Genomic DNA, 19,147 nt, shown 5'->3' with positions numbered 1-19,147 from the left:
AGACAGCGCTCTAGTTGTTTGGCTGACCGCATGCGAGAGCTGACGATTGGGAGCGACCCCGCGCGACAGCGCCGGGTCAGCGTGATCGCCCTCGGGGCGATGCTGATGGGAACGGTGACCGACGAGGCGACCTCGTTCGCGGTCCTGGACCGGTACGTCGAGGCCGGCGGGACGTTCGTGGACACCGCCAACAACTATGCGTTCTGGGTCAACGGTACCCAGGGCGGCGAGAGCGAGCAGCTGCTCGGCCACTGGCTGAAGAGCCGCGGGGTGGGCGACGAGCTCACCATCGCGACCAAGGTGGGTGGGCGGCCGCCGCAGCCGGCCAAGCAGTTGAGCGAGAACCTGGAAGGGCTGTCGGCGCCGGTGGTGAAGGAATCACTGGCCCGCAGCCTGGACAACCTCGGCCGCGACCACGTGGACGTGTACTACGCCCACATCGACGACCCCGCCGTACCGATCGAGGAGCAGGTGGAGACGTTCGGATCGCTCGTGCAGGAAGGCCTGGTCGGGCTGGTCGGGCTGAGCAACTACTGGACCTGGCGGCTCGAGCGGTACCGGTCGGTGGCGGCCGCGGCCGGTCTGCCGTCGCACGACCTGCTGCAGTACCACCACACGTACTTCCGGGCCAGGACCGACCTCGGTGGTCTCCGTTCGAAGGACGGGACCATCGGCGTCACCGACGGCAACCTGCTGAGCTATCTGCGCGGTGAGCCCGGTCCCACGCTGGTTGCGTACACACCGCTGCTCAGCGGCAGGTACGTGCGAGCCGACAGGCCGTTGGACGAGTCTTACGACCACGCCGGTACGAGAGCTCGTAAGAGCGCACTCGACGAGGTCGTGAAGGAGACAGGCGCAACGGCCAACCAGGTAGTGCTTTCCTGGCTGACAGGTGGCGAGATCCCGACCGTGGCACTCGTAGGCGCGTCATCGGTCGCCCAGATCGACGAGAGCCTCGCCGCGGCCGACCTGGAGCTCACACCGGACCAGCGCCAACGGCTGGACGCGGCCGGCAACAACTAGGTCCCTGAAGGGATCCCGTCGTACCGAACGGTCGGCCGGGTGTCGAGGGCGTCGTCGAGCCAGCCGTCGACGTCGACCTCGGCAGACAGGATGTGGCTCACGTACGCCGTCCGCTCGTGGCTGAGCACCTCCAGCTCCCAGACGCACGGTCCGGCGCCGATCGGGGCCGGGCGCAGGTCGTCGACCTCGATCCCGCTGAAGAGGCTCAGCCGGGACTGGAAGTCCCGCGCCCAGCTCTGCACCACCAGATAGACGCCGTCGTCGCCCAGATGCAGTACGACGACTCCCAGCCCGACCGCGCCCATCGCGTCGTCGAAGTCGAGCTGCCGGGTCGCCGTACTGCGGGCGATCTCGACCATCTGGTCGTCCCACTGCCGGCCGCGGGCCGTGACGATGTACGGCTTCACCAGGCGGTTGGGATAGCGCCAGGGCATCAGGGGAGTGACGGGGCGGGGTCTGTACGCCTCTGCGAGTCCGGTCAGCGCTACAGCTGCCGCACCGGCCAAGGCGGGGTCAGAGGCGGGCACCGCTCCAGTCTTACCGCACTGCGAGGTTCAAAGCGACAGGGCCGGTCTCACAGTGAGACCGGCCTGTCAGAAACCTCAGGAGACGGTGTCGGTCGCCTGTGCCGCGATCGCGCGGGTCAGGTCGGCCTGAGCCTCCGTGACGTACCGCAGCGTCGGGGCGTCCACCGACGACGACTCCGCGGCCAGCCAGCCGGTCAGCGCATCCAGCGTCGCTTGGTCGGCCAGGTGTCGCGGCGACAGGTACACCAGCACGTTCTCGCCCATGGACGAGCCGAGCCGCGTGTACACGTCCTTGGCCGCGCTCAGATACTTGTCGACGTACGGCCGCAGCAGGGCCTCCTGGCCGGGCTGCTGGAAGCCGAGGATGGTCCGGAACTGGGTCTCGTTCGGGGTGTCCTGGGACTCCACCGCGACCCGCCAGGCCGCTTCCTTGGCCTCCGCGGTCGGCCGGGCCGCACGAGCCTGGGCGGCCCGCTCCTGACCGGTGATCGTGGTGTCGCGGGTCAGTTCGTCGTCGATCTCGGCGGCGTCGATCCGGCCGAGCCGGGCCAGCGCCACGATCAGCGTCCAGCGCAGATCGGTGTCGACGGCCAGGCCTTCCGGCAGGTCGCGACCGTCCAGCCAGCCCGCGATCCGGTCCGCACCCGCGTCGGAGAACACCGCCGAGCTGTACGCCCGGACGAACGCGAGCTGGTGGTCGCTACCCGGCTCGGCGTCGGCGACCAGACCGGCCAGCGCCTCCTCGAGCTGCGCCCGGAGAGCGGGCCGGTTCGGCGGGGCGGCGTACTGGTTGATCGCGGTGCTCGCCTGGTTCAGCAGCGAGCGGACACCGGTCAGGTCGGTCTCGGCCCGGATCCCGCGCAGCACGATCCCGACGTACTGGCTGGCCGGCATCTCGGCGTCCCGGGTCATGTCCCACGCCGAACCCCAGGCGAGGGCCCTCGGCAACGATTCGGTGAGCTGGTCGATCGACTCCACCAGGGTCGCCCGGGACCGCTCGTCCAGCCGGATCTTCGCGTAGGTGAGGTCGTCGTCGTTGAGCAGCACCAGGTCCGGCTGGGTGGCGCCGGTCAGCTCGGGCAGCTCGGTGCGCGGGCCGTCGATGTCGACCTCGAACCGCTCGGTCCGGACCAGGCCGGCGTCGGTCCGCCGGTAGAGCCCGACGGCGAGGCGGTGCGGACGCAGTACCGGGAACTTCTCCGCGGCCGTCTGCTCGATCGCGAACGAGGTGAACGCGCCCTCGGCGTCGACCGCGAAGTCGGCGCGCAGCGTGTTCACGCCGGCGGTCCGCAGCCAGCGCTCGGTCCAGTCGTCGAGGTCGCGGCCGGACGCTTTCTCCAGCGGCTTCAGCAGATCGGCGAGCTCGGTGTTCCCGAACGCGTGATCCTTGAAGTACTCCTTCAGCGCGCTGACGAAGGTGTCCTCACCGACGAACGCGACCAGCTGCCGCAGCGTCGAGGCGCCCTTGGCGTAGGTGATGCCGTCGAAGTTCACCTCGACCGCGTGGAAGTCGATCATGTCCGCGGCGATCGGGTGCGTCGACGGCAGCTGGTCCTGCCGGTACGCCCAGTTCTTCCGGGCGTTGCAGAACGTCGTCCAGGCGTCGTTGTACTTCGTCGTCGCGACCACCTGCGCCCAGTGGCTGGCCCATTCCGCGAACGACTCGTTCAACCACAGGTCGTCCCACCAGGTCATCGTCACCAGGTCGCCGAACCACATGTGCGCCAGCTCGTGCAGCACGGTGTTCGCGCGGGCTTCCATCTCCGCGTGCGTCGTCCGGCTGCGGAACAGGTACTCGTCCCGGAGCGTCACGCAGCCCGCGTTCTCCATCGCGCCCATGTTGTACTCCGGCACGAAGGCCTGGTCGTACTTGTGGAACGGGTACGGCGTGCCGAAGGCCTCCTCGAACAGCGCGAAGCCCTGCTTGGTGACCTCGAACAGGTCGTCGACGTCCAGCGCGCCCTGCAGCGACGGCCGGCACAGCAGCGACAGCGGGTACGACCCGTGCGGGCCTTCGTACACGTCCGTGACGACGTGGTACGGACCGGCGACGACCGCGGTGATGTACGTCGAGATCCGCTCGGTCGGCGGGAACTCCCAGCGGGCCAGCTCCTCGCCGTTCGGGCCCTGGTACGGCGCCGGCTCCGGGGTCGGCGCGTTCGAGATCACGACCCAGCGGGCCGGGGCGGAGACGGTGAACGTGAACGGGGCCTTGAGGTCGGGCTGCTCGAAGGTCGCGAACACCCGGCGGGCGTCCGGCACCTCGAACTGGGTGTAGAGGTAGGTCTCCTTGTCGGCCGGGTCGACCGAACGGTGCAGCCCTTCACCGGTGCGCGAGTACAGGCAGTCCGCCACCACGACGAGCTCGTTGCGCGCCGCCAGCCCGTCGAGCTGCAGGCGGGCGCCGTCGTAGACCGCGTCCGGGTCCAGGGCGGCACCGTTCAGCGTCACCTCGCGGACGTGGTCCGCGATCAGGTCGGCGAAGGTGCTCGCGCCGGCCTCGGCGGCGAATGTGATGGTGGTCACCGACGGGAACGTCGGTGCGCCGGTCGGGGCGTTGGCCAGATCGAGCTCGATCGCGTAACTCACGTCACTGACCACAGCCGCACGGGAACGCGCCTCGTCGCGCGTCAGGTTGGTTCCAGGCATGTCCGCATCCTATGCACGGGGTTCTCAGGTTCGCCGAGGGTTTCCCCGCGACATTGGGTATTGGATACCAAGACGGTATCCGTGTTCTTCAACTTTGTATGATGGTGAATATGACAGCCTCCGCTGATTTCTGGTTCGACCCCGCCTGCCCCTGGGCGTGGATGACGTCTCGCTGGATGCTCGAGGTCGAGCAGGTCCGGGACGTGAAGACGACCTGGCACGTGATGAGCCTCGCCGTCCTGAACGACGGCCGGGACGAGCTCCCGGAGAACTACCGGAGTTTCCTGACCAACGCGTGGGGCCCGGTGCGGGTGCTGATCGCGGCCGAGGAAGCCCACGGCAACGACGTACTGCTGCCGCTCTACACCGCGCTCGGCAAGCGGATCCACATCGAGGGCCGCGGCATCGTGGACGGCGTCGACGGGCTGATCCGGGAGGCGCTGGCCGAGGTCGGGCTGCCCGAGTCGCTGGCCGAGGCGGCCGGCACCGACAAGTACGACGACGCGCTGAAGAAGTCCCACCACGCCGGCATGGACCAGGTCGGCATGGAGGTCGGTACGCCGGTGATCGCGGTCGAGGGCACCGCGTTCTTCGGCCCGGTGGTGACGCCCGCGCCGAAGGGCGAGGCGGCCGGCAAGCTCTGGGACGGCGTCCGGCTGGTGGCTGGAACCGAAGGATTCTTCGAGATCAAGCGCACCCGGGACCGCGGTCCGATCTTCGACTGACGGTTCAGGGCTTGAACTGGAGCCGTCACTACGGTGAAAGTTGCTCACTCAGGAATCCGTCCAGTGGGTGAGTAGGTTTCAGATGGCCTTGACGGCAGGCATTGCGGTGTTCGACCGGCAGACCGGTCGGTTCGTCCAGCAGCAGGACGCCGAGCAGCAGTTCCGCTCGGCGTCGGTGGTGAAGCTGCTGATCGCGCTCGACTTCTTCTGGGACCGCGGCCCGGAGTACGCCGTACCGGACGCGGACCGGGCGCGGCTCGAGGTGATGCTGCGCAGTAGCGACGACGACGCGGCCAGTTACTACTGGGAAGAGCGCGACGGCGCGGCGTTGGTGGAGCGGATGGTCGGGCGGCTCGGGCTGACACACACGGCCGGGCCGCCCGCGACCCACCCGGGCTTCTGGGGGTACGTCGCGATCACGGCCGCCGACACGGTCCGCATCTACCGGTATCTGCTGGAAGAGGCACCGCGGCCGGTCCGGGAGTTCGTGATGGGCCAACTGCACCAGGCGACGCGGAACGGCACCGACGGCTTCGACCAGTACTTCGGGATCGCGTCGGTGTTCGCGCCCGGGTTCAGCATCAAGCAGGGCTGGTCCGGGTTCCACGGCTCCAGCGGCTACCGGACCGACATGGCCAAGCCCGAGTCCTCCGTTGACCTCGTCAGCGAGGCCCTGCACACGACGGGGACCGTCGGGACGGACGACCGTACGATCGTTGCCGTGTACACGCTGCATCCGTCCGGAACGCCGTACGAGCAGGCCTATGCCGACGTGAACCGGCTGACCGCGGGCCTGACGGTACCGGGCGGCGTACGGGTGCCGGTGGGCTGACAAGTAGATTGCTGGCCATGCGAGTGCACATCGGCTGTGACCACGCCGGATTCGAACTGAAGAACCACCTGGTGCAGCACCTGACCGCTGCCGGGCACGACGTCGTGGACCACGGTCCGGCGGCGTACGACGCCGTCGACGACTACCCGCCGTTCTGCCTGCGCACCGGGCAGGCCGTGGTCGGCGAGCCGGGCAGCCTGGGCATCGTGATCGGTGGTTCGGGCAACGGCGAGCAGATCGCCGCCAACAAGGTGAAGGGCGTCCGGGCGATCCTGGCCTGGAGCACCGACACCGCCCGGCTCGGCCGCGAGCACAACAACGCCAACGTGATCAGCGTCGGCGCCCGGATGCACAGCGAGGAGGAGGCCACCGGGTTCGTCGACACGTTCCTGGCGACCGACTACTCCGGCGAGGAGCGGCACACCCGCAGGATCGAGATGCTCTCCGGCTACGAGTCGACCGGCGAGCTCCCGCCCCTGCCCTGACTGCTACTGCGCTGACTGTCACTGCCCTGGTCGTTCGGTGCGGGCTCCGGCAGGACCGGCCGGCGGTGCACGGGCTGCCGGGGCTTGGACACGTCCCTCGCCCGCATGCTCCGCCCGGTGCCGACCACGGCCGGGCCGGCCAGGCGCGCTTTCGCTCCGTCCGTCATTTGGGTCGGCCGCGGATCTGCCCGCCGCTCCGGGCGGCCAGCGCCGCGACTGCCTCCCTTCAAGAGGAACTGTCGGTAGTGGCTGATTGGGTAGAAGGATGTCCCGGTTCCGAATGTATCCGACGCCCGTGCAGGGGGCTGCGTTGCTCGAGCAGTGCAAGCATGCTCGGTACGTTTGGAATCTTGCGGTCGAGCAATGGTCGATGTGGACCCCCGAGAAAGGGCCCACGCCGAGCTATGTCAAGCAGTGTCGGCAACTGACGGAGGCGCGCGCCGCGTTCGACTGGTTGCGCGGGGGAGCACAGATCATTCAGCAGCAAGCACTGCGAGACTTCGACCAGGCGGTCAAGCTGAACCGGAGGTGGGCGGCTGTGAACGTGCCCAAGATCGGCTGGGTGCGGTTTCGGCTGTCCCGAGCCGTATCTGAAGCCAAGTCTTATCGGATCACGCGTGACCGGGCCGGCCGCTGGCATCTTGCGTTTGCTGCTCAGCCGATGCCGATCCCCGGGCCCGGCACCGGCGCAGTCGTCGGTGTGGATCGTGGCGTCACCGTCTCGGCAGCACTGTCCACCGGCGAGCTGCTCAAGTGCCCTGACCTGTCTGGGTATGAGCAGGTTCGCCTCAAACACCTGCAGCGCCGCCTTGCCCGCTGCAGTCCGGGTTCCAAGCGCCGTCAGCGGGTGAAGGCTGCGATTGCGAAGCTGTGCGCACGGGACGGTGACCGGCGTAAGGATTGGACGGAGAAGACGAGCACCGACCTCGCCCGGCGCTTCGACGTGATCCGTGGGGAGGACCTTCGGATCGGCCAGATGACCCGGAGACCGAAGTCCAGGCCCAACCCGAACGGCCAGGTGCGTACCTGCCCAACCGGCGCCGTGCCAAGGCCGGACTCAGCCGCGGCGTCCTGGCTGTCTGCGGTCACTGCGCATCGGGAAGCCGCGAGAGTCAAACGGTATTCCGATGCGTGGGCTGCGGCCACCAGGCGAACGCGGATGTGAACGCGCCAGTTAATATCGCGGCTGGACGAGCCGTCAGTGCACGCCGAGAGACGCCCGTACAGGTCTCGCTGAAGTGTGAACCACAACCTGCTCCGTCTGCGTAGCAGTGAGAAATCCCTGGCCGTGAGGTCGGGGAGGACGCCAAATGAGGAATCATGCCTGAAGGTCACACCCTGCACCGGCTGGCGAACGACGTCTGGGACGCGTTCGGCGGCCGCGTCGTCCGGACGTCCAGCCCGCAGGGCCGGTTCGTGGACGGCGCCGCGTTGCTCGACGGCCGCGTGCTCCGGCAGACCGAGGCCCACGGCAAGCATTTCCTGGCCGACTTCGAGGGCGGCGGCTGGCTGCACATCCACCTCGGCCTGATCGGCAAGATGGACATCAGGCCGGCCCCGGTTCCCGAGCCGGTCGGCGCGGTCCGGGTCCGGCTGCAGAACGCCACGGCGTACGCCGATCTGCGCGGCGCGACGGTGTGTGAGGTGATCACCGACGAGGAGCGCGAGAAGCTCATCGGCCGGCTCGGCCCGGACCCGCTGCGCGACGACGCCGACCCGGAGCTCGCCTGGAAGCGGATCCACCGCAGCAAGCTGCCGATCGGGCAGCTGCTGATGAACCAGGACGTGCTCAGCGGCGTCGGCAACGTGTACCGCGCCGAGGTGCTGTTCCGGGCGAAGCTGAACCCGATGACGCCCGGCAACGTGCTGAAGAAGCGCGAGTGGCAGGGGATGTGGGACGACCTGCTCGAGCTGATGAAGTACGGCGTCGAGACCGGGCGGATCGACACCGTTGCCGACGACCACACCCCGGAGGCGATGGGACGCGATCCGCGGCAGGACGACCACGGCGGCGAAGTGTACGTGTACCGGCGCCAGGGGCAACGATGCCACGTCTGCCAGTCGGTGATTCGGACGAAGGTCCTTGCGGGCCGTAACTTGTTCTGGTGTCCCAAATGCCAGCGAACCGGTCTCACGCGCAAGAGCTGACAGTGTTCGGTTGTGTCTCGAATTGATGCGCGGACCGAGTGGTGCCGTTATCTTCTTCACACCATGAGGAAGAGCGGCGGTCTTGCGCTGGTACGACGCATCGGCCGCCGGGTCGAGGCGCTGGGCCGTCGTGCCCGCCGTTCGCACCGGGTCGCGTTCGTCCTGCTGATGCTGCTGCAGCTGGTGATCGCGATCGCCAGCCTCGCCTGGCCGAACCTGGTACCGGCCTCGTTCCTGATCGTGCCGCTGGTGGTCGGCGGTGTCCTGCTGCAGTTCCGCGAACTGGTCGCGCTGTCCGCGATCACCGCGATCTTCGGCTCGTACGTCGTGCTGTCCCGCGGCCCGACGCTGCCCCGGTTCGGGTTCGTGCTGGTGCTGCTGGTGGTCGGCTGGATCATGATCACCAGCGCCAAGGTGCGCAGCCGGCTCGGGGTGCCGGGGACCCGCGGCGAGTCGATGCTGATGGAGTTGCGGGACACGCTCACCGCGCAGGGCGAGATGCCGCGGCTGCCGGCCGGGTGGCGGGTCGAGGTCGCGATCCAGTCCGCCGGCGGGTCGACGTTCTCCGGTGACTTCGTGGTGTCGACGGTGCACGACCAGACGCTCGAGGTCGCGCTGGTCGATGTCTCGGGCAAGGGCATCGACGCCGGCACCCGGGCGCTGCTGCTGTCCGGTGCGTTCGGCGGGCTGCTGGGCGTCGTACCGGAGGAGGAGTTCCTGCCGTCGGCGAACCGGTACCTCCGACGCCAGGACTGGGACGACGACTTCGCCACCGTCGTCCATGTCGCGATCGACCTCGCGACCGGCGAGTTCGACGTCCGGACGGCCGGGCATCCGCCGGCGATCCAGTTCGACGCGTGGTCGGGGCGGTGGCAGACGCGGGACGCGGACGGGCCGCTGCTCGGGCTGGTCGAGGCGCCGGAGTTCGACGTGAACCACGGGCAGCTGAAGCTCGGCGACGCGTTGTTCCTGTACAGCGACGGGATGGTGGAGACGCCGCGCCGGGACATCGGCCGCGGCACCGACCGACTGGTCGGGCACGCCGAACGGCTGGTGGCGCAGGGGTTCCTGGGCGCCGCCCAGGAGCTGGTCGCGACCGCCGGCGGGCCTGGCGACGACTCGGCGATCGTGATCATCCACCGCCAGGCCCATGCCTGAGGCATCAGCCGCCATAACTGTCCGTGCGATGGCGTAGCCTGCTCCGTCGTGACGATCGATGGGCTGGGCGACACGTTCGACCCGGACGCGGACCGGGCCGCGCCGGACGTCTCGTTCGACGAGCTGGTCGCGATGATGCCGGACGCGCTGCGCGAGGTGTTTCCGCCGTACCACTGGCAACTCGCGAAGGTGTGGGAGCTGGATCTCAAGGTCGAGCCGGTCGAGGTCGCGGACCTGGTCTGGATGTTCGACCTGCCGCTGTGGCAGCTCGAGGGGGAGCGGTTCAAGGTCACGCCGCACCAGGTCGCGGAGACACCGATGAACTTCCGCGCGCACTACCAGCGGGTGATGGACGCGGACCTGGACTTCCCGATCAACCTGGTCGCGTACCGCGGCCGGCTGGTCGTGCTGGACGGCATCCACCGGTTGCTGAAGGCGCACTTCCTGCGCCGCCGGTGGATCGAGGGCACCATCGCCACCGCCACTCAGCTGCGGTCCTGCGCGTCCTGAGGGGTTTGCGCCTAGGATTGGTGACATGACATCGAAATCTGACGACGAGTACGTGCCGAGCACCGCCGGCTGGGTCCGCGACCAGGTCGACAAGGTCACCGAGGCCGGCACCACCGACGCGGTCAGCGTCCAGGGCATGAAGGTGGTCCTGATGACGATGCGCGGCGTGAAGTCCGGGAAGATCCGCAAGGTCCCGGTGATGCGCGTCGAGCACGACGGCGTGTACGCCGCGTTCGCGTCGCTCGGCGGCGCCCCGAAGAACCCGGTCTGGTACAACAACCTCAAGGCCGACCCGAAGGTCACCCTCCAGGACGGCGACGTCACCGGCGAGTACGTCGCCCGCGAGATCGACGGCGCCGAGTACGGCCAGTGGTGGGAGCGCGGCGTCGCCGCCTACCCGCCGTACGCGGAGTACCAGACCAAGACCAGCCGCAAGATCCCGGTCTTCGTGCTCGAGCCGGTCGACTAAGTCCTTGCAAAGATCCGCTCCGGATGACGGTCGGTGACCGGAGCGGGACCAGGGCTGTGAGACGCTGGCGGCGGCCGGGTTCACCTTGACCCGGTCCGGCGCCTGGCGTCGGCTGAGTTCTGGGAGTTGTCCTGACCACACACGACGCGGTGCGGGAACCGTTCGTCGGGTCGACGCGGTTGCGTCTGGCCGGACTTGCACTGCATGCCTATACCGCGAGCGGAACGGTGCTCGCGCTGCTGATCGTGATCGCCGCCATCGACGGCGACGCCGTCCGGGCGCTCTGGCTCGGGCTCGCGGCCCTGGTGATCGACGGGACCGACGGGATGCTGGCCCGCCGGCTGCGGGTCAAGGAGACGATCCCGTGGTTCGACGGCGCGATGCTCGACAACATCGTCGACTACCTCACGTACGCGTTCGCGCCGATCGTGCTGCTCTGGACCGGCGGGTACCTCCCGGCCGGGACCTGGGGCGCCGTCCTCGGTGCGCTGCCGCTGCTGGCGTCCAGTTACCAGTTCTGCCGGGTCGACGCGAAGACCGAGGACCACTTCTTCCTCGGCTTCCCGAGCTACTGGAACGTGGTCGCGTTCTACATCATCGTGCTCGGCCTCAGCCCGGTCGTCACCGGCGTCCTGCTGGTCGCGTTCTCGATCCTGGTGTTCATCCCGGTGAAGTACGTGTACCCGTCGCGGACCAAGGCGTTCCGCTCGATGAATCTGCTGACCACGGCGATCTGGCTGGCGTCGTACGCCGTGCTCCTGGCGCAGATGCCGCACCCGAACGCGGTCGTGGTCGTGCTCTCGCTGGCCTACCTCGTGTACTACGCGACCCTGAGCCTGTACCTGACCTGGCGTCGTAGGGTCGTCGCGTAGTGGCTCTGGGTCTGGGGGCGGCGCTTGGCGCCGCGGTGCTGTTCGGTGTCGGCGCGATCCTGCAGGCGGTCGGTTCGCGGAAGGTGCCGACCGAGTCGGAGCTGGATCCGCGGCGGCTCGGCGGGTTCGTGGTCAAGCTGCTCAGGCAGCCCGCGTTCCTCGGCGCACTGGCGCTGAACCTGGCCGGTTTCGGCCTGCACTTCGTCGCGCTGCGGCTGCTGCCGCTGTACCTTGCCCAGGCGGGGATCGCGGTCAGCCTGGTGGTCACGGCGTTGCTGGCGACCCGGTTGATGTCGGACCGGCTGAGCACGCTCGAGTGGTCCGCGGTGATCGGCGTCGTCGTCGGGCTCGGCCTGCTCGCGGTGGCCGCGGGTGATGCGGGTGCGAGCGCTCAGCACCACGGACTCGTCGTCGGGATCGTCGTCGGCCTGGTGACCATCGCCGTACTGGGTGGTGTCGCGAGCCGTTCGCAGCACGGCGCGTCGACCGCGTTGCTCGGCCTGCTGGCCGGCCTCGGGTACGCCGGGGTCGCGATCTCGGCGCGGTTGCTCCAGGACGGGTCGATCAGCGAGCTGTTCCACAGCCCGACGCTGTACACGCTGCCGATCAGCGGGGCGTTCGCGTTCATCCTGTACTCGCTGGCGTTGCAGCGCGGTTCGGTGACGCTGGCAACGACCCCGATGATCGCCCTGCAGACCATCACACCCGCTGCCGTCGGCGTCTTCGTTCTCAACGACGCCGTCCGCTCCGGCTGGTGGCCGGCCGCCATCATCGGCTTCCTGCTCTCGGCCGCGGGCTCGGTGATCCTCGTCCGGTTCGAGAGCGTCAAGCACTAACGGGACGGCCACTTCCAGGGCGGCTCGTCGAGTGGGCCTTGGCCGGTGATGGTGGTGGCGCCTCTCTCCTTGACCAGTTCGATGGTCTGGAGGTCGGGGGAGAGTGCTTCGAGGGCGCTGATGAACGGGCGCGAGTGCGAGACCACGATCACCTGGGTCTCCTTGGCGGCAGTCACGACCAGGTTGGCGAGGGCCGGCAGCAGGTCGGGGTGCAGGCTGGTCTCGGGTTCGTTGAGGACCAGAAGCTCGGGCGGTCGCGGCGTGAGCAGGGCGGCGACCCACAGCAAGTACCGCAACGTGCCGTCCGACAGCTCGGCGCCGGACAACGGCCGGAGCAGCCCGTGCTGGTGGAACGCGATCTCGAAACGGCCCGCGGTGTTCACGACCTCGACACGACTGCCCGGGAACGCCAGCTCGATCGCCTCGTCCAGCGCCCCGCGCGGCCCCAGCTCACGGACCGTCTGCAGCGCGGCGGCGACATCCGCGCCGTCCGGGGCGAGTACGGCGGTCCGCGTACCGACCTGCACCAACCGGGCGGGAGCGGTCGCGTCGGTCCGGAAGTGGTCGTAGAACCGCCAGCCCCGCAGGCGTTCGCGGACCAGCATCAGCTCCGGCGCCCGCTCGGGATCGGCGAACTCGCTCAGCATGCTGTCGAACGTCTGCAGCTTGTACCCCGCCCGCTGCCACTCACCGCTCGCGGAACGGATCCGCACCTCGCTGTTGCCGCGCTCCACCAGCAACGCCGCCGGCCGCAGGAACGGCCCTGCCCACAGGGCTTCCCGCTTGATCTCCGGATCCAGGTCGAACTGCGAGCCGTGCGCGATCGGCAGCCCGAGGTCCATCAGGTAGCCGTAGTCGTCGCCCGCGAACCCCATCCGCAACGTCACCGGCCCGGTCCGCCGCGTCCCCTGCGTCGGCCGGTCCTTGCGTACGTGCTCCGGCCCCGCCCACAGCGTCGACTGCAGCCCGCCCTCCCGCGCCAGGGCCGACACAGCGCCGTTCCGCGACGCATCGGCCAGCAACCGCAGCGCCTTGTAGAGGCTCGACTTCCCGGTGCCGTTGGCGCCCGTCACGACGTTCAGTCCGCGCAGCGGCATGACGATCCGCCGCAGCGACCGGTAGTTCTCCACTGCCAGCGTCGTGAGCATGATGACCAAGCTACAGACGCCCTCGGACAACCTGGTGTCACAGGGCGCGGAGCTGTCTCGTCTCGGGGGTAAAGACGAGGAGTGGTGAAGATGCGGGTGTTTGTTGCCGGAGGTAGTGGTGTGCTGGGGCGGCGGCTGGTGCCGCAGTTGGTCGCGCGAGGGCACGAGGTGACGGCGACCACCACCAGCGCGGCCAAGGTGCAGCAGTTGGTGGCTGCCGGGGCCGAGGGTGTGGTGATGGACGGGCTGGACGGTGCCGCGGTCGGTGAGGCGGTGGCGGTGGCGAAGCCGGACGTGATCGTGCATCAGATGACGGCGATCTCGCTGACGCATGCGGGGAAGCCGGACATCAAGCACCCGGACCGCTGGTTCGCGAAGACCAACCGGCTGCGGACGGAAGGCACGGACCACCTGCTGGCCGCCGCGGAGGCTGTCGGCGTACCGCACTTTGTTGCCCAGGGCTACGCGAGCTGGAACGGTATCCGCCAGGGCGGCTGGATCAAGACCGAGGACGACCCGCTGGACCTCCTCGAAGGTACTGCGGCCAACATCGGCCTCAAGGCGCTCAGCCGGATCGAGGACCTCGTCCTGAAGATCGGCGGCGCTGTCATGCGGTACGGCGCGTTCTACGGGCCGGGTGCGATTGACGATCAGGTGGAGCTCGTCCGCAAGCGCCAGTACCCGTTGGTCGGTCGTGGGACTGGTTACAGTTCTTGGGTGCACCTGGACGACGCTGCGAGCGCTACGGTGCTGGCTGTCGAGCAGAAGGTCACCGGTGTGTTCAACATCGTTGACGACGACCCTGCTCCGGCCAGTGACTGGCTGCCGTATCTGGCGCAGTGTGCGGGTGCGAAGCCGCCGATGCGCATCCCCGTGTGGCTGGCACGGCCGTTGGCAGGGGACCAGGCTGTGGTGATGATGACCGAGGGGCGTGGCTTTTCGAACGTCAAGGCGAAGCGGGAGCTCGGCTGGGAGCTGCAGTACCCGTCGTGGCGCCAGGGCTTCAAGGCTGAGCTGAGCTGATGCCGTCCAAGGAGGAGCAGTTCGAGGAGCTGCGTCCGCTGCTGTTCTCGATCGCCTACCGGATCCTCGGCAGCGTCAGCGAGGCCGAGGACGCCGTACAGGACACCTGGCTCCGGTACGCCGCTACCTCGACGGAGCCGGTCTCCACGAAGGCCTTCCTGTCCGCGGTCGTCGCCCGCATCGCCGTCGACGTACTGCGGTCCGCCAGGCGCCGGCGGGAGGAGTACGTCGGGCCGTGGTTTCCGGAGCCGCTGTTGTCCGACCCGTACCAGGACCCGGAGCGGGCGGCGGAGCTCGCGGACTCCGTCTCGATGGCGGCGTTGCTCCTGCTGGAACGGCTGTCGCCGTTGGAGCGGGCGGCGTTCGTACTGCGGGAGGTGTTCGGGTTCGGGTTCGCCGAGGTGGCGGCGGCGGTGGGACGGTCGGAGGCGGCGTGCCGGCAGCTCGTGGTGCGGGCGCGGCGGCACATGGACGCGGGGCGGCCCCGGTTCGCGGCGGATCGGCGGGAGCGGGACGAGCTCGCCGTACGGTTCTTCGACGCGTTCAAGGACGGGGATGTGGGGACATTGATGGAGTTCCTCGCGGCCGACGTACAGCTGGTCGGCGATGCGGGCGGGAAGGCTCCGCAGTGGGGTCGCGGGCTGATCGCCGGGGCGGTGAACGTGGCGCGGATGCTCGCCGGGCTGGCCGAGCCGTTCGCGTGGATCGGCGGCGTGGTGGAGCCGCACGAGGTGAACGGGCAGCCCGGGGCGATCTTCCGGGACGCCGGCGGGCGGGTGGTCAACACCTGGACGCTCGACATCGCCGACGGCCGGATCCAGGCGATCCGCGCGGTCGTGAACCCGGACAAACTCCACCACGTGGGCCCGGTCGCCGACGCCTGGTCGGTGGTCCGCGACGCAGGTGCCGCCCGCCGGACATGAAAAGGGGCGCAGCGAGTAGCTGCGCCCCTTCTTCATCGTGCTGTCAGGCCAGGGACTCTTCCCAGGCTTGGTGCAGGCCGGCGTAGTGGCCGTCGACCGTGATCAGGTGGTCGGGGGAGCCGTCCTCGATGATCTGGCCGTACTCCAGCACCAGCACCCGGTCCGCGGTCTCGACCGTGGACAGCCGGTGGGCGATCACGATCGCGGTCCGGTCGGCCAGGATGGTCTTGAGCGCCCGCTGGATCAGCCGCTCGCTCGGGATGTCCAGGCTGGACGTCGCCTCGTCGAGGATCAGCACCGAGGGGTTCGCCAGGAACGCCCGGGCGAACGCGACCAGCTGCCGCTGACCGGCCGAGAGTCGCGAACCGCGCTTCTCGACGGCCGTGTCGTACCCGTTCGGCAGCGCGGAGATGAACTCGTGCGCGCCGATCACCTTCGCGGCCTCGACGACCTCCTCCATCGTCGCGTCCGGCTTGCCGAACCGGATGTTGTCGGCCACCGATCCGGTGAACAGGAAGTTCTCCTGGGTCACCATCACGACCCGCTCGCGCAGGTCGTCCTCGGACAGGTCCCGCAGGTCCACGCCGTCGAGCAGCAGCTGGCCGCCGGTCGGGTCGTAGAACCGCGACACCAGCTTCGCGATCGTGGTCTTGCCCGCACCCGTCGTCCCGACCAGGGCCAGCGTCTGGCCCGCCGGTACGTCGAGCTGCAGTCCGGGCAGCACGGGTACGCCGTCGACGTACTCGAACCGGACGTTCCGCAGCTCCAGGTGACCGTGCGCCTTACCGGGCTTCGCCGGCTTGATCGGCTCCGGCACGTCCGGGGTCTCGTTCAGGACGCCGGACAGCTTCTCCAGCGCCGCCGACGCGGACAGGAACGTGTTGTAGAACTGCGTGATGTCCTGCAGCGGCTCGAAGAACTGCCGCAGGTACAGCAGGAACGCGGTCAGTACGCCGACCGTCACGTGCCCGTGGTACGCCTGGTAACCGCCGTACGCCAGGATCGCGACGATCGTGATGTTGCCGACGCCCTTGATGGCCGGCATGAACACCGCGTTCAGCCGGAAGGACTCGAGGTTCGCCTTCCGGTAGCGGTCGTTGACCCCGTGGAAGATCTCCTCGTTGCGCGGCTCCCGGCGGAACGCCTGCACCGCACGGATCCCGGTCATCGACTCGACGAAGTGCACGATGACCAGTACGACGGCCTCCCGGGTCTGCCGGTAGACGACCGCGGACCGCTTCCGGAACCACGCCGTCAGCGCCAGCAGCGCCGGGAACGACAGCAACGCGAGCAGACCGAGCTTGAGGTCCAGCGTGAGCAGGATGATCGACGTACCGACCAGGGTCAGCACCGCGGTCACCAGGCTGTCGAACCCGCTGGCCAGCATCTCGTCGATGACCTGTACGTCGGACGTCAGCCGGGAGATCACCCGGCCGGACGTGAACCGGTCGTGGAAGGCCGGGCTCAACCGCTGGAAGTGGTCGAACACCCGCTTCCGCAGCCCGAGCAGGATCGTCTGGCCGAGCCGTCCCGACCGCATCAGGAAGACCTGCCGCGCGAACGCCTGCAGCAACGCCGACGCGAGCACCGCGATGACGATCGTGATCAGCTGCTGTGAGCCCTGCCCCGCCAGGATCGGCGGGATGCCCTTGTCGATGCCCAGGTGCACCAGGTACGGCACGGCGAGCCGGGCGCCGTTCTCGACGATCACGATCACGACCAGCAGCCAGATCAGCTTCTGGTACGGCCGGAGCAGCTCACCGAGCAGCTTTCGGGAGTCCTCCTTCAGCCGGATGCTGGTCGCGCGCGAGATCTCCCGGTCCGGGTCCTCCTCGAACTGACCCCGCCACTTCTGCTCTTCCGGCTGGTCCTTCGGATCCTGCGCCTGAGGAGGTGTCTGCTGGGTCGTCGTCATGCGTGCACCTCCTCTTCCTCGGCTGCCAGCAGGTGGCGGTACGCCGGTACCGTCGCGAGCAGTTCCTGATGGGTTCCTACGTGCGTGACCGTGCCGTTCTGCAGCAGGGCCACCTTGTCGGCCAGCATCACCGTGGAGGCACGGTGCGCGACCACGATGCCGGTGGTGTCGGAGAGCACGTTCTGCAGCGCTTCCTCGACCAGGGCCTCGGTGTGGACGTCCAGCGCGGACAGGGTGTCGTCCAGCACCAGTACGGCGGGCTTGGCGAGTACGGCGCGCGCCAGGGCGAGCCGTTGCCGCTGGCCGCCGGACAGGGACATGCCCTGCTCGCCGACCCGCGTCTCCAGGCCCCACGGGAGATCGTTGGCGAACTGGGCCTGGGCGACCTCCAGTGCCTGCTGTACCTCTGCATCAGAGGCGTCGGGCCTGCCGAGCGTCAGGTTCTCCCGGACGCTCATGGAGAACAGCGTCGGGTCGTCGAACGCGGACGCGACCGCCGTCCGCAGGGACACCAGGGACAGGTCCCGGATGTCGTGACCGTCGATGGTGATCCGCCCCGCCGTCACGTCGTACAGCCGGGGGACCAGTGCGGTGAGGGTGGTCTTGCCGGACCCGGTGGCACCGACGAGTGCGAGCGTCGTACCGGGCTCCAGGTCGAGGTTGATGTCGTGCAGCACCTCGGTCGAGTCGTCGGAGAACCGGAAACCGACGTTCTCGAAGCGCAGGTGCCCGCGGGCGCCGGTGAGCTCGTCCGGTCCGGACTTGATCACCGAGTAGGTGTCGAGGATCTCGCTGATCCGGTCCGCCGCGGTCATCGCCTCCTGCGCCATCGCCAGGATCGCGCCCAGCGAGGTGACCGGCCAGACCAGCGACAGCATCAGCGTGATGAACGCGACCAGGGTGCCGAGGGTGATCGCCTCCCGGCCGACGGCGAGCGCGCCGAGCAGCAGCACGATCACCAGGGTCAGGTTCGGGATCACGCCGAGGAAGCTCCAGAACCGGCTCGCGAGCCGGACCTTCTCGACCTCGGTGTGGTACAGCGTGGTCGCCTCGTCGTCGAACTGCCGCTGGACGTGCGGCCGGCGGCCGAACGCCTTGATCACCCGGAAGCCGAGCGCGGACTCCTCGATCCGGGTGGCCAGGTCGCCCTGCTGGTCCTGCACCTTGCGGGAGATCCGCAGGTACTTCTTCTCGAACTTCAGCGACACCATGACGATCGGCACGGCGGCGACCAGGACGACGAGGCCGAGGGGCCAGTACAGCTGCAGCAGCAGGATCGTGACCACGATCAGCTGCAGGATGTTCATCACCAGGAACAGCAGGCCGAAGCCCATGAACCGGCGGATCGTTGACAGGTCGGTGGTGACCCGGGACAGCAGCTGGCCGCTCTGCCAGCGGGTGTGGAACTCCATCGGCAGCGACTGCAGCCGGACGTACAGGTCGTGCCGGAGAGTGGCCTCGAGGTCGCTGACGGTCTTGGACTGCGCCCAGCGGCGCATCCAGACCAGGATCACCTCGGAGACGCTGAGCCCGAGGGCCAGCAGCGCCAGCGGGACCAGCATGCTCAACTCGCGGCGGGTGACCGGACCGTCGATGATGGCCCTGGTGACCAGCGGGACGGTGAGGCTGACACCGACGCCGAGCATGGCGGTGGTGAACATCACCGAAAGCCGCCAGCGGTGTGGCTTCAAATAGGGACGCAGCCGCCAGAGGTTTCGGCTACGTTCGGGGGCACGGGTGGAAGGGGCAGCAATCGACGGCGCTTGGGCACGGTGCTCTGGGGGCATCTGGACGGGCGCACTTCCCATCTACTTCGGTTCGAAATCGGGTTTGGCGACCTGAAAACGGCGCACTTTCCAGTATCGCCCAGTAGGTAAGCGCTTGTCCTGCCAATTCCATTCCCG

General features: G+C 68.7%; 19 protein-coding genes. 14 read left to right on the top strand and 5 right to left on the bottom strand.

Annotated elements, in window-relative coordinates:
- Positions 1-30 precede the first annotated feature (30 nt).
- On the top strand, positions 31-1,023 hold the full coding sequence (locus tag ACXJJ3_RS10780) for an aldo/keto reductase (RefSeq protein ID WP_458169830.1): 993 nt from the start codon (positions 31-33) through the stop codon (positions 1,021-1,023).
- Here the strand turns inward: ACXJJ3_RS10780 and ACXJJ3_RS10775 are convergent.
- Both ACXJJ3_RS10775 and pepN read right to left on the bottom strand, forming a co-directional pair.
- A complete protein-coding gene (locus ACXJJ3_RS10775) occupies positions 1,020-1,457 on the bottom strand; it encodes a hypothetical protein (protein ID WP_458169829.1) in 438 nt (145 codons plus the stop codon). The two genes, ACXJJ3_RS10780 and ACXJJ3_RS10775, sit on opposite strands and share 4 nt — an antisense overlap.
- Positions 1,458-1,625: 168 nt before the next feature.
- The gene (pepN, locus tag ACXJJ3_RS10770) at positions 1,626-4,199 is read right to left on the bottom strand and encodes an aminopeptidase N (RefSeq protein WP_458169828.1); all 2,574 of its coding nucleotides are present in this window, start codon (positions 4,197-4,199) and stop codon (positions 1,626-1,628) included.
- Between the two features lie 110 nt (positions 4,200-4,309).
- Here pepN and ACXJJ3_RS10765 point away from each other — a divergent pair, with 110 nt between their 5' ends.
- The 11 genes from ACXJJ3_RS10765 (at position 4,310) to ACXJJ3_RS10715 (ending at position 12,234) form a co-directional block, all read left to right on the top strand.
- Positions 4,310-4,924, top strand: a complete 615-nt coding sequence (locus ACXJJ3_RS10765; RefSeq protein ID WP_458169827.1) for a mycothiol-dependent nitroreductase Rv2466c family protein — start codon at positions 4,310-4,312, stop codon at positions 4,922-4,924.
- A gap of 82 nt (positions 4,925-5,006) precedes the next feature.
- The gene (locus ACXJJ3_RS10760) at positions 5,007-5,756 is read left to right on the top strand and encodes a hypothetical protein (RefSeq protein ID WP_458169826.1); all 750 of its coding nucleotides are present in this window, start codon (positions 5,007-5,009) and stop codon (positions 5,754-5,756) included.
- A 17-nt stretch (positions 5,757-5,773) separates the two neighbouring features.
- Positions 5,774-6,241 (top strand): ribose-5-phosphate isomerase, encoded by a 468-nt coding sequence (locus tag ACXJJ3_RS10755; RefSeq protein WP_458169825.1) that lies wholly within the window; start codon positions 5,774-5,776, stop codon positions 6,239-6,241.
- Positions 6,242-6,521: 280 nt separating this feature from the next.
- Entirely contained in the window at positions 6,522-7,406 is an 885-nt protein-coding gene (locus ACXJJ3_RS10750) for an RNA-guided endonuclease InsQ/TnpB family protein (RefSeq protein WP_458169824.1), read from the top strand.
- A complete protein-coding gene (locus ACXJJ3_RS10745) occupies positions 7,313-7,510 on the top strand; it encodes a zinc ribbon domain-containing protein (protein ID WP_458171879.1) in 198 nt (65 codons plus the stop codon). Before ACXJJ3_RS10750 ends, ACXJJ3_RS10745 begins: the two co-directional genes overlap by 94 nt.
- A 51-nt stretch (positions 7,511-7,561) precedes the next feature.
- Positions 7,562-8,389 carry an Fpg/Nei family DNA glycosylase gene (locus ACXJJ3_RS10740; RefSeq protein ID WP_458169823.1) on the top strand — a complete coding sequence of 276 codons (828 nt, stop codon included), beginning with the start codon at positions 7,562-7,564 and terminating at the stop codon, positions 8,387-8,389.
- Between the two features lie 63 nt (positions 8,390-8,452).
- Complete coding sequence (locus tag ACXJJ3_RS10735) at positions 8,453-9,547, top strand: PP2C family protein-serine/threonine phosphatase (RefSeq protein ID WP_458169822.1); 1,095 nt, start codon at positions 8,453-8,455, stop codon at positions 9,545-9,547.
- 48 nt (positions 9,548-9,595) lie between these two features.
- On the top strand, positions 9,596-10,057 hold the full coding sequence (locus ACXJJ3_RS10730; RefSeq protein WP_458169821.1) for a hypothetical protein: 462 nt from the start codon (positions 9,596-9,598) through the stop codon (positions 10,055-10,057).
- Positions 10,058-10,082: 25 nt separating this feature from the next.
- Positions 10,083-10,526, top strand: coding sequence for a nitroreductase family deazaflavin-dependent oxidoreductase (locus ACXJJ3_RS10725; protein ID WP_458169820.1), 444 nt, complete (start codon positions 10,083-10,085; stop codon positions 10,524-10,526).
- Positions 10,527-10,675: 149 nt separating this feature from the next.
- A complete protein-coding gene (locus ACXJJ3_RS10720; RefSeq protein ID WP_458169819.1) occupies positions 10,676-11,398 on the top strand; it encodes a CDP-alcohol phosphatidyltransferase family protein in 723 nt (240 codons plus the stop codon).
- Positions 11,398-12,234: a hypothetical protein gene (locus ACXJJ3_RS10715; protein ID WP_458169818.1), complete on the top strand. Its 837-nt coding sequence runs from the start codon at positions 11,398-11,400 to the stop codon at positions 12,232-12,234. The genes ACXJJ3_RS10720 and ACXJJ3_RS10715 overlap by 1 nt, the downstream gene beginning before the upstream one ends.
- Here ACXJJ3_RS10715 and ACXJJ3_RS10710 read toward each other — a convergent pair.
- Positions 12,231-13,382 carry an AAA family ATPase gene (locus ACXJJ3_RS10710; RefSeq protein ID WP_458169817.1) on the bottom strand — a complete coding sequence of 384 codons (1,152 nt, stop codon included), beginning with the start codon at positions 13,380-13,382 and terminating at the stop codon, positions 12,231-12,233. The two genes, ACXJJ3_RS10715 and ACXJJ3_RS10710, sit on opposite strands and share 4 nt — an antisense overlap.
- 90 nt (positions 13,383-13,472) lie before the next feature.
- Between ACXJJ3_RS10710 and ACXJJ3_RS10705 the strand changes: the two genes are divergently transcribed.
- Complete coding sequence (locus ACXJJ3_RS10705) at positions 13,473-14,405, top strand: NAD-dependent epimerase/dehydratase family protein (RefSeq protein WP_458169816.1); 933 nt, start codon at positions 13,473-13,475, stop codon at positions 14,403-14,405.
- Complete coding sequence (locus tag ACXJJ3_RS10700; protein ID WP_458169815.1) at positions 14,405-15,328, top strand: RNA polymerase sigma-70 factor; 924 nt, start codon at positions 14,405-14,407, stop codon at positions 15,326-15,328. The genes ACXJJ3_RS10705 and ACXJJ3_RS10700 overlap by 1 nt, the downstream gene beginning before the upstream one ends.
- Before the next feature lie 43 nt (positions 15,329-15,371).
- On the opposite strand, the gene ACXJJ3_RS10695 is transcribed toward ACXJJ3_RS10700, so the two are convergent.
- Together ACXJJ3_RS10695 and ACXJJ3_RS10690 are read right to left on the bottom strand one after the other, a co-directional pair.
- Positions 15,372-17,243, bottom strand: a complete 1,872-nt coding sequence (locus tag ACXJJ3_RS10695; RefSeq protein ID WP_458169814.1) for an ABC transporter ATP-binding protein — start codon at positions 17,241-17,243, stop codon at positions 15,372-15,374.
- Positions 17,240-18,904 carry an ABC transporter ATP-binding protein gene (locus ACXJJ3_RS10690; protein WP_458169813.1) on the bottom strand — a complete coding sequence of 555 codons (1,665 nt, stop codon included), beginning with the start codon at positions 18,902-18,904 and terminating at the stop codon, positions 17,240-17,242. Before ACXJJ3_RS10690 ends, ACXJJ3_RS10695 begins: the two co-directional genes overlap by 4 nt.
- Positions 18,905-19,147: the final 243 nt, after the last annotated feature.

Source organism: Kribbella sp. WER1 (assembly GCF_054189145.1).
The sequence above is the reverse complement of the archived record's forward strand: the minus strand, read 5'-3'. Positions and strand labels throughout refer to the sequence as shown.

Bases quoted from the DNA above. Each gene is read 5' to 3' on its own strand.
- ACXJJ3_RS10780 (WP_458169830.1), top strand. From the start codon at position 31: ATGCGAGAGCTGACGATTGGGAGCGACCCCGCGCGACAGCGCCGGGTC.
- ACXJJ3_RS10775 (WP_458169829.1), bottom strand. From the start codon at position 1,457: ATGCCCTGGCGCTATCCCAACCGCCTGGTGAAGCCGTACATCGTCACG.
- pepN (WP_458169828.1), bottom strand. From the start codon at position 4,199: ATGCCTGGAACCAACCTGACGCGCGACGAGGCGCGTTCCCGTGCGGCT.
- ACXJJ3_RS10765 (WP_458169827.1), top strand. From the start codon at position 4,310: ATGACAGCCTCCGCTGATTTCTGGTTCGACCCCGCCTGCCCCTGGGCG.
- ACXJJ3_RS10760 (WP_458169826.1), top strand. From the start codon at position 5,007: ATGGCCTTGACGGCAGGCATTGCGGTGTTCGACCGGCAGACCGGTCGG.
- ACXJJ3_RS10755 (WP_458169825.1), top strand. From the start codon at position 5,774: ATGCGAGTGCACATCGGCTGTGACCACGCCGGATTCGAACTGAAGAAC.
- ACXJJ3_RS10750 (WP_458169824.1), top strand. From the start codon at position 6,522: ATGTATCCGACGCCCGTGCAGGGGGCTGCGTTGCTCGAGCAGTGCAAG.
- ACXJJ3_RS10740 (WP_458169823.1), top strand. From the start codon at position 7,562: ATGCCTGAAGGTCACACCCTGCACCGGCTGGCGAACGACGTCTGGGAC.
- ACXJJ3_RS10735 (WP_458169822.1), top strand. From the start codon at position 8,453: ATGAGGAAGAGCGGCGGTCTTGCGCTGGTACGACGCATCGGCCGCCGG.
- ACXJJ3_RS10725 (WP_458169820.1), top strand. From the start codon at position 10,083: ATGACATCGAAATCTGACGACGAGTACGTGCCGAGCACCGCCGGCTGG.
- ACXJJ3_RS10710 (WP_458169817.1), bottom strand. From the start codon at position 13,382: ATGCTCACGACGCTGGCAGTGGAGAACTACCGGTCGCTGCGGCGGATC.
- ACXJJ3_RS10705 (WP_458169816.1), top strand. From the start codon at position 13,473: ATGCGGGTGTTTGTTGCCGGAGGTAGTGGTGTGCTGGGGCGGCGGCTG.
- ACXJJ3_RS10700 (WP_458169815.1), top strand. From the start codon at position 14,405: ATGCCGTCCAAGGAGGAGCAGTTCGAGGAGCTGCGTCCGCTGCTGTTC.
- ACXJJ3_RS10695 (WP_458169814.1), bottom strand. From the start codon at position 17,243: ATGACGACGACCCAGCAGACACCTCCTCAGGCGCAGGATCCGAAGGAC.
- ACXJJ3_RS10690 (WP_458169813.1), bottom strand. From the start codon at position 18,904: ATGTTCACCACCGCCATGCTCGGCGTCGGTGTCAGCCTCACCGTCCCG.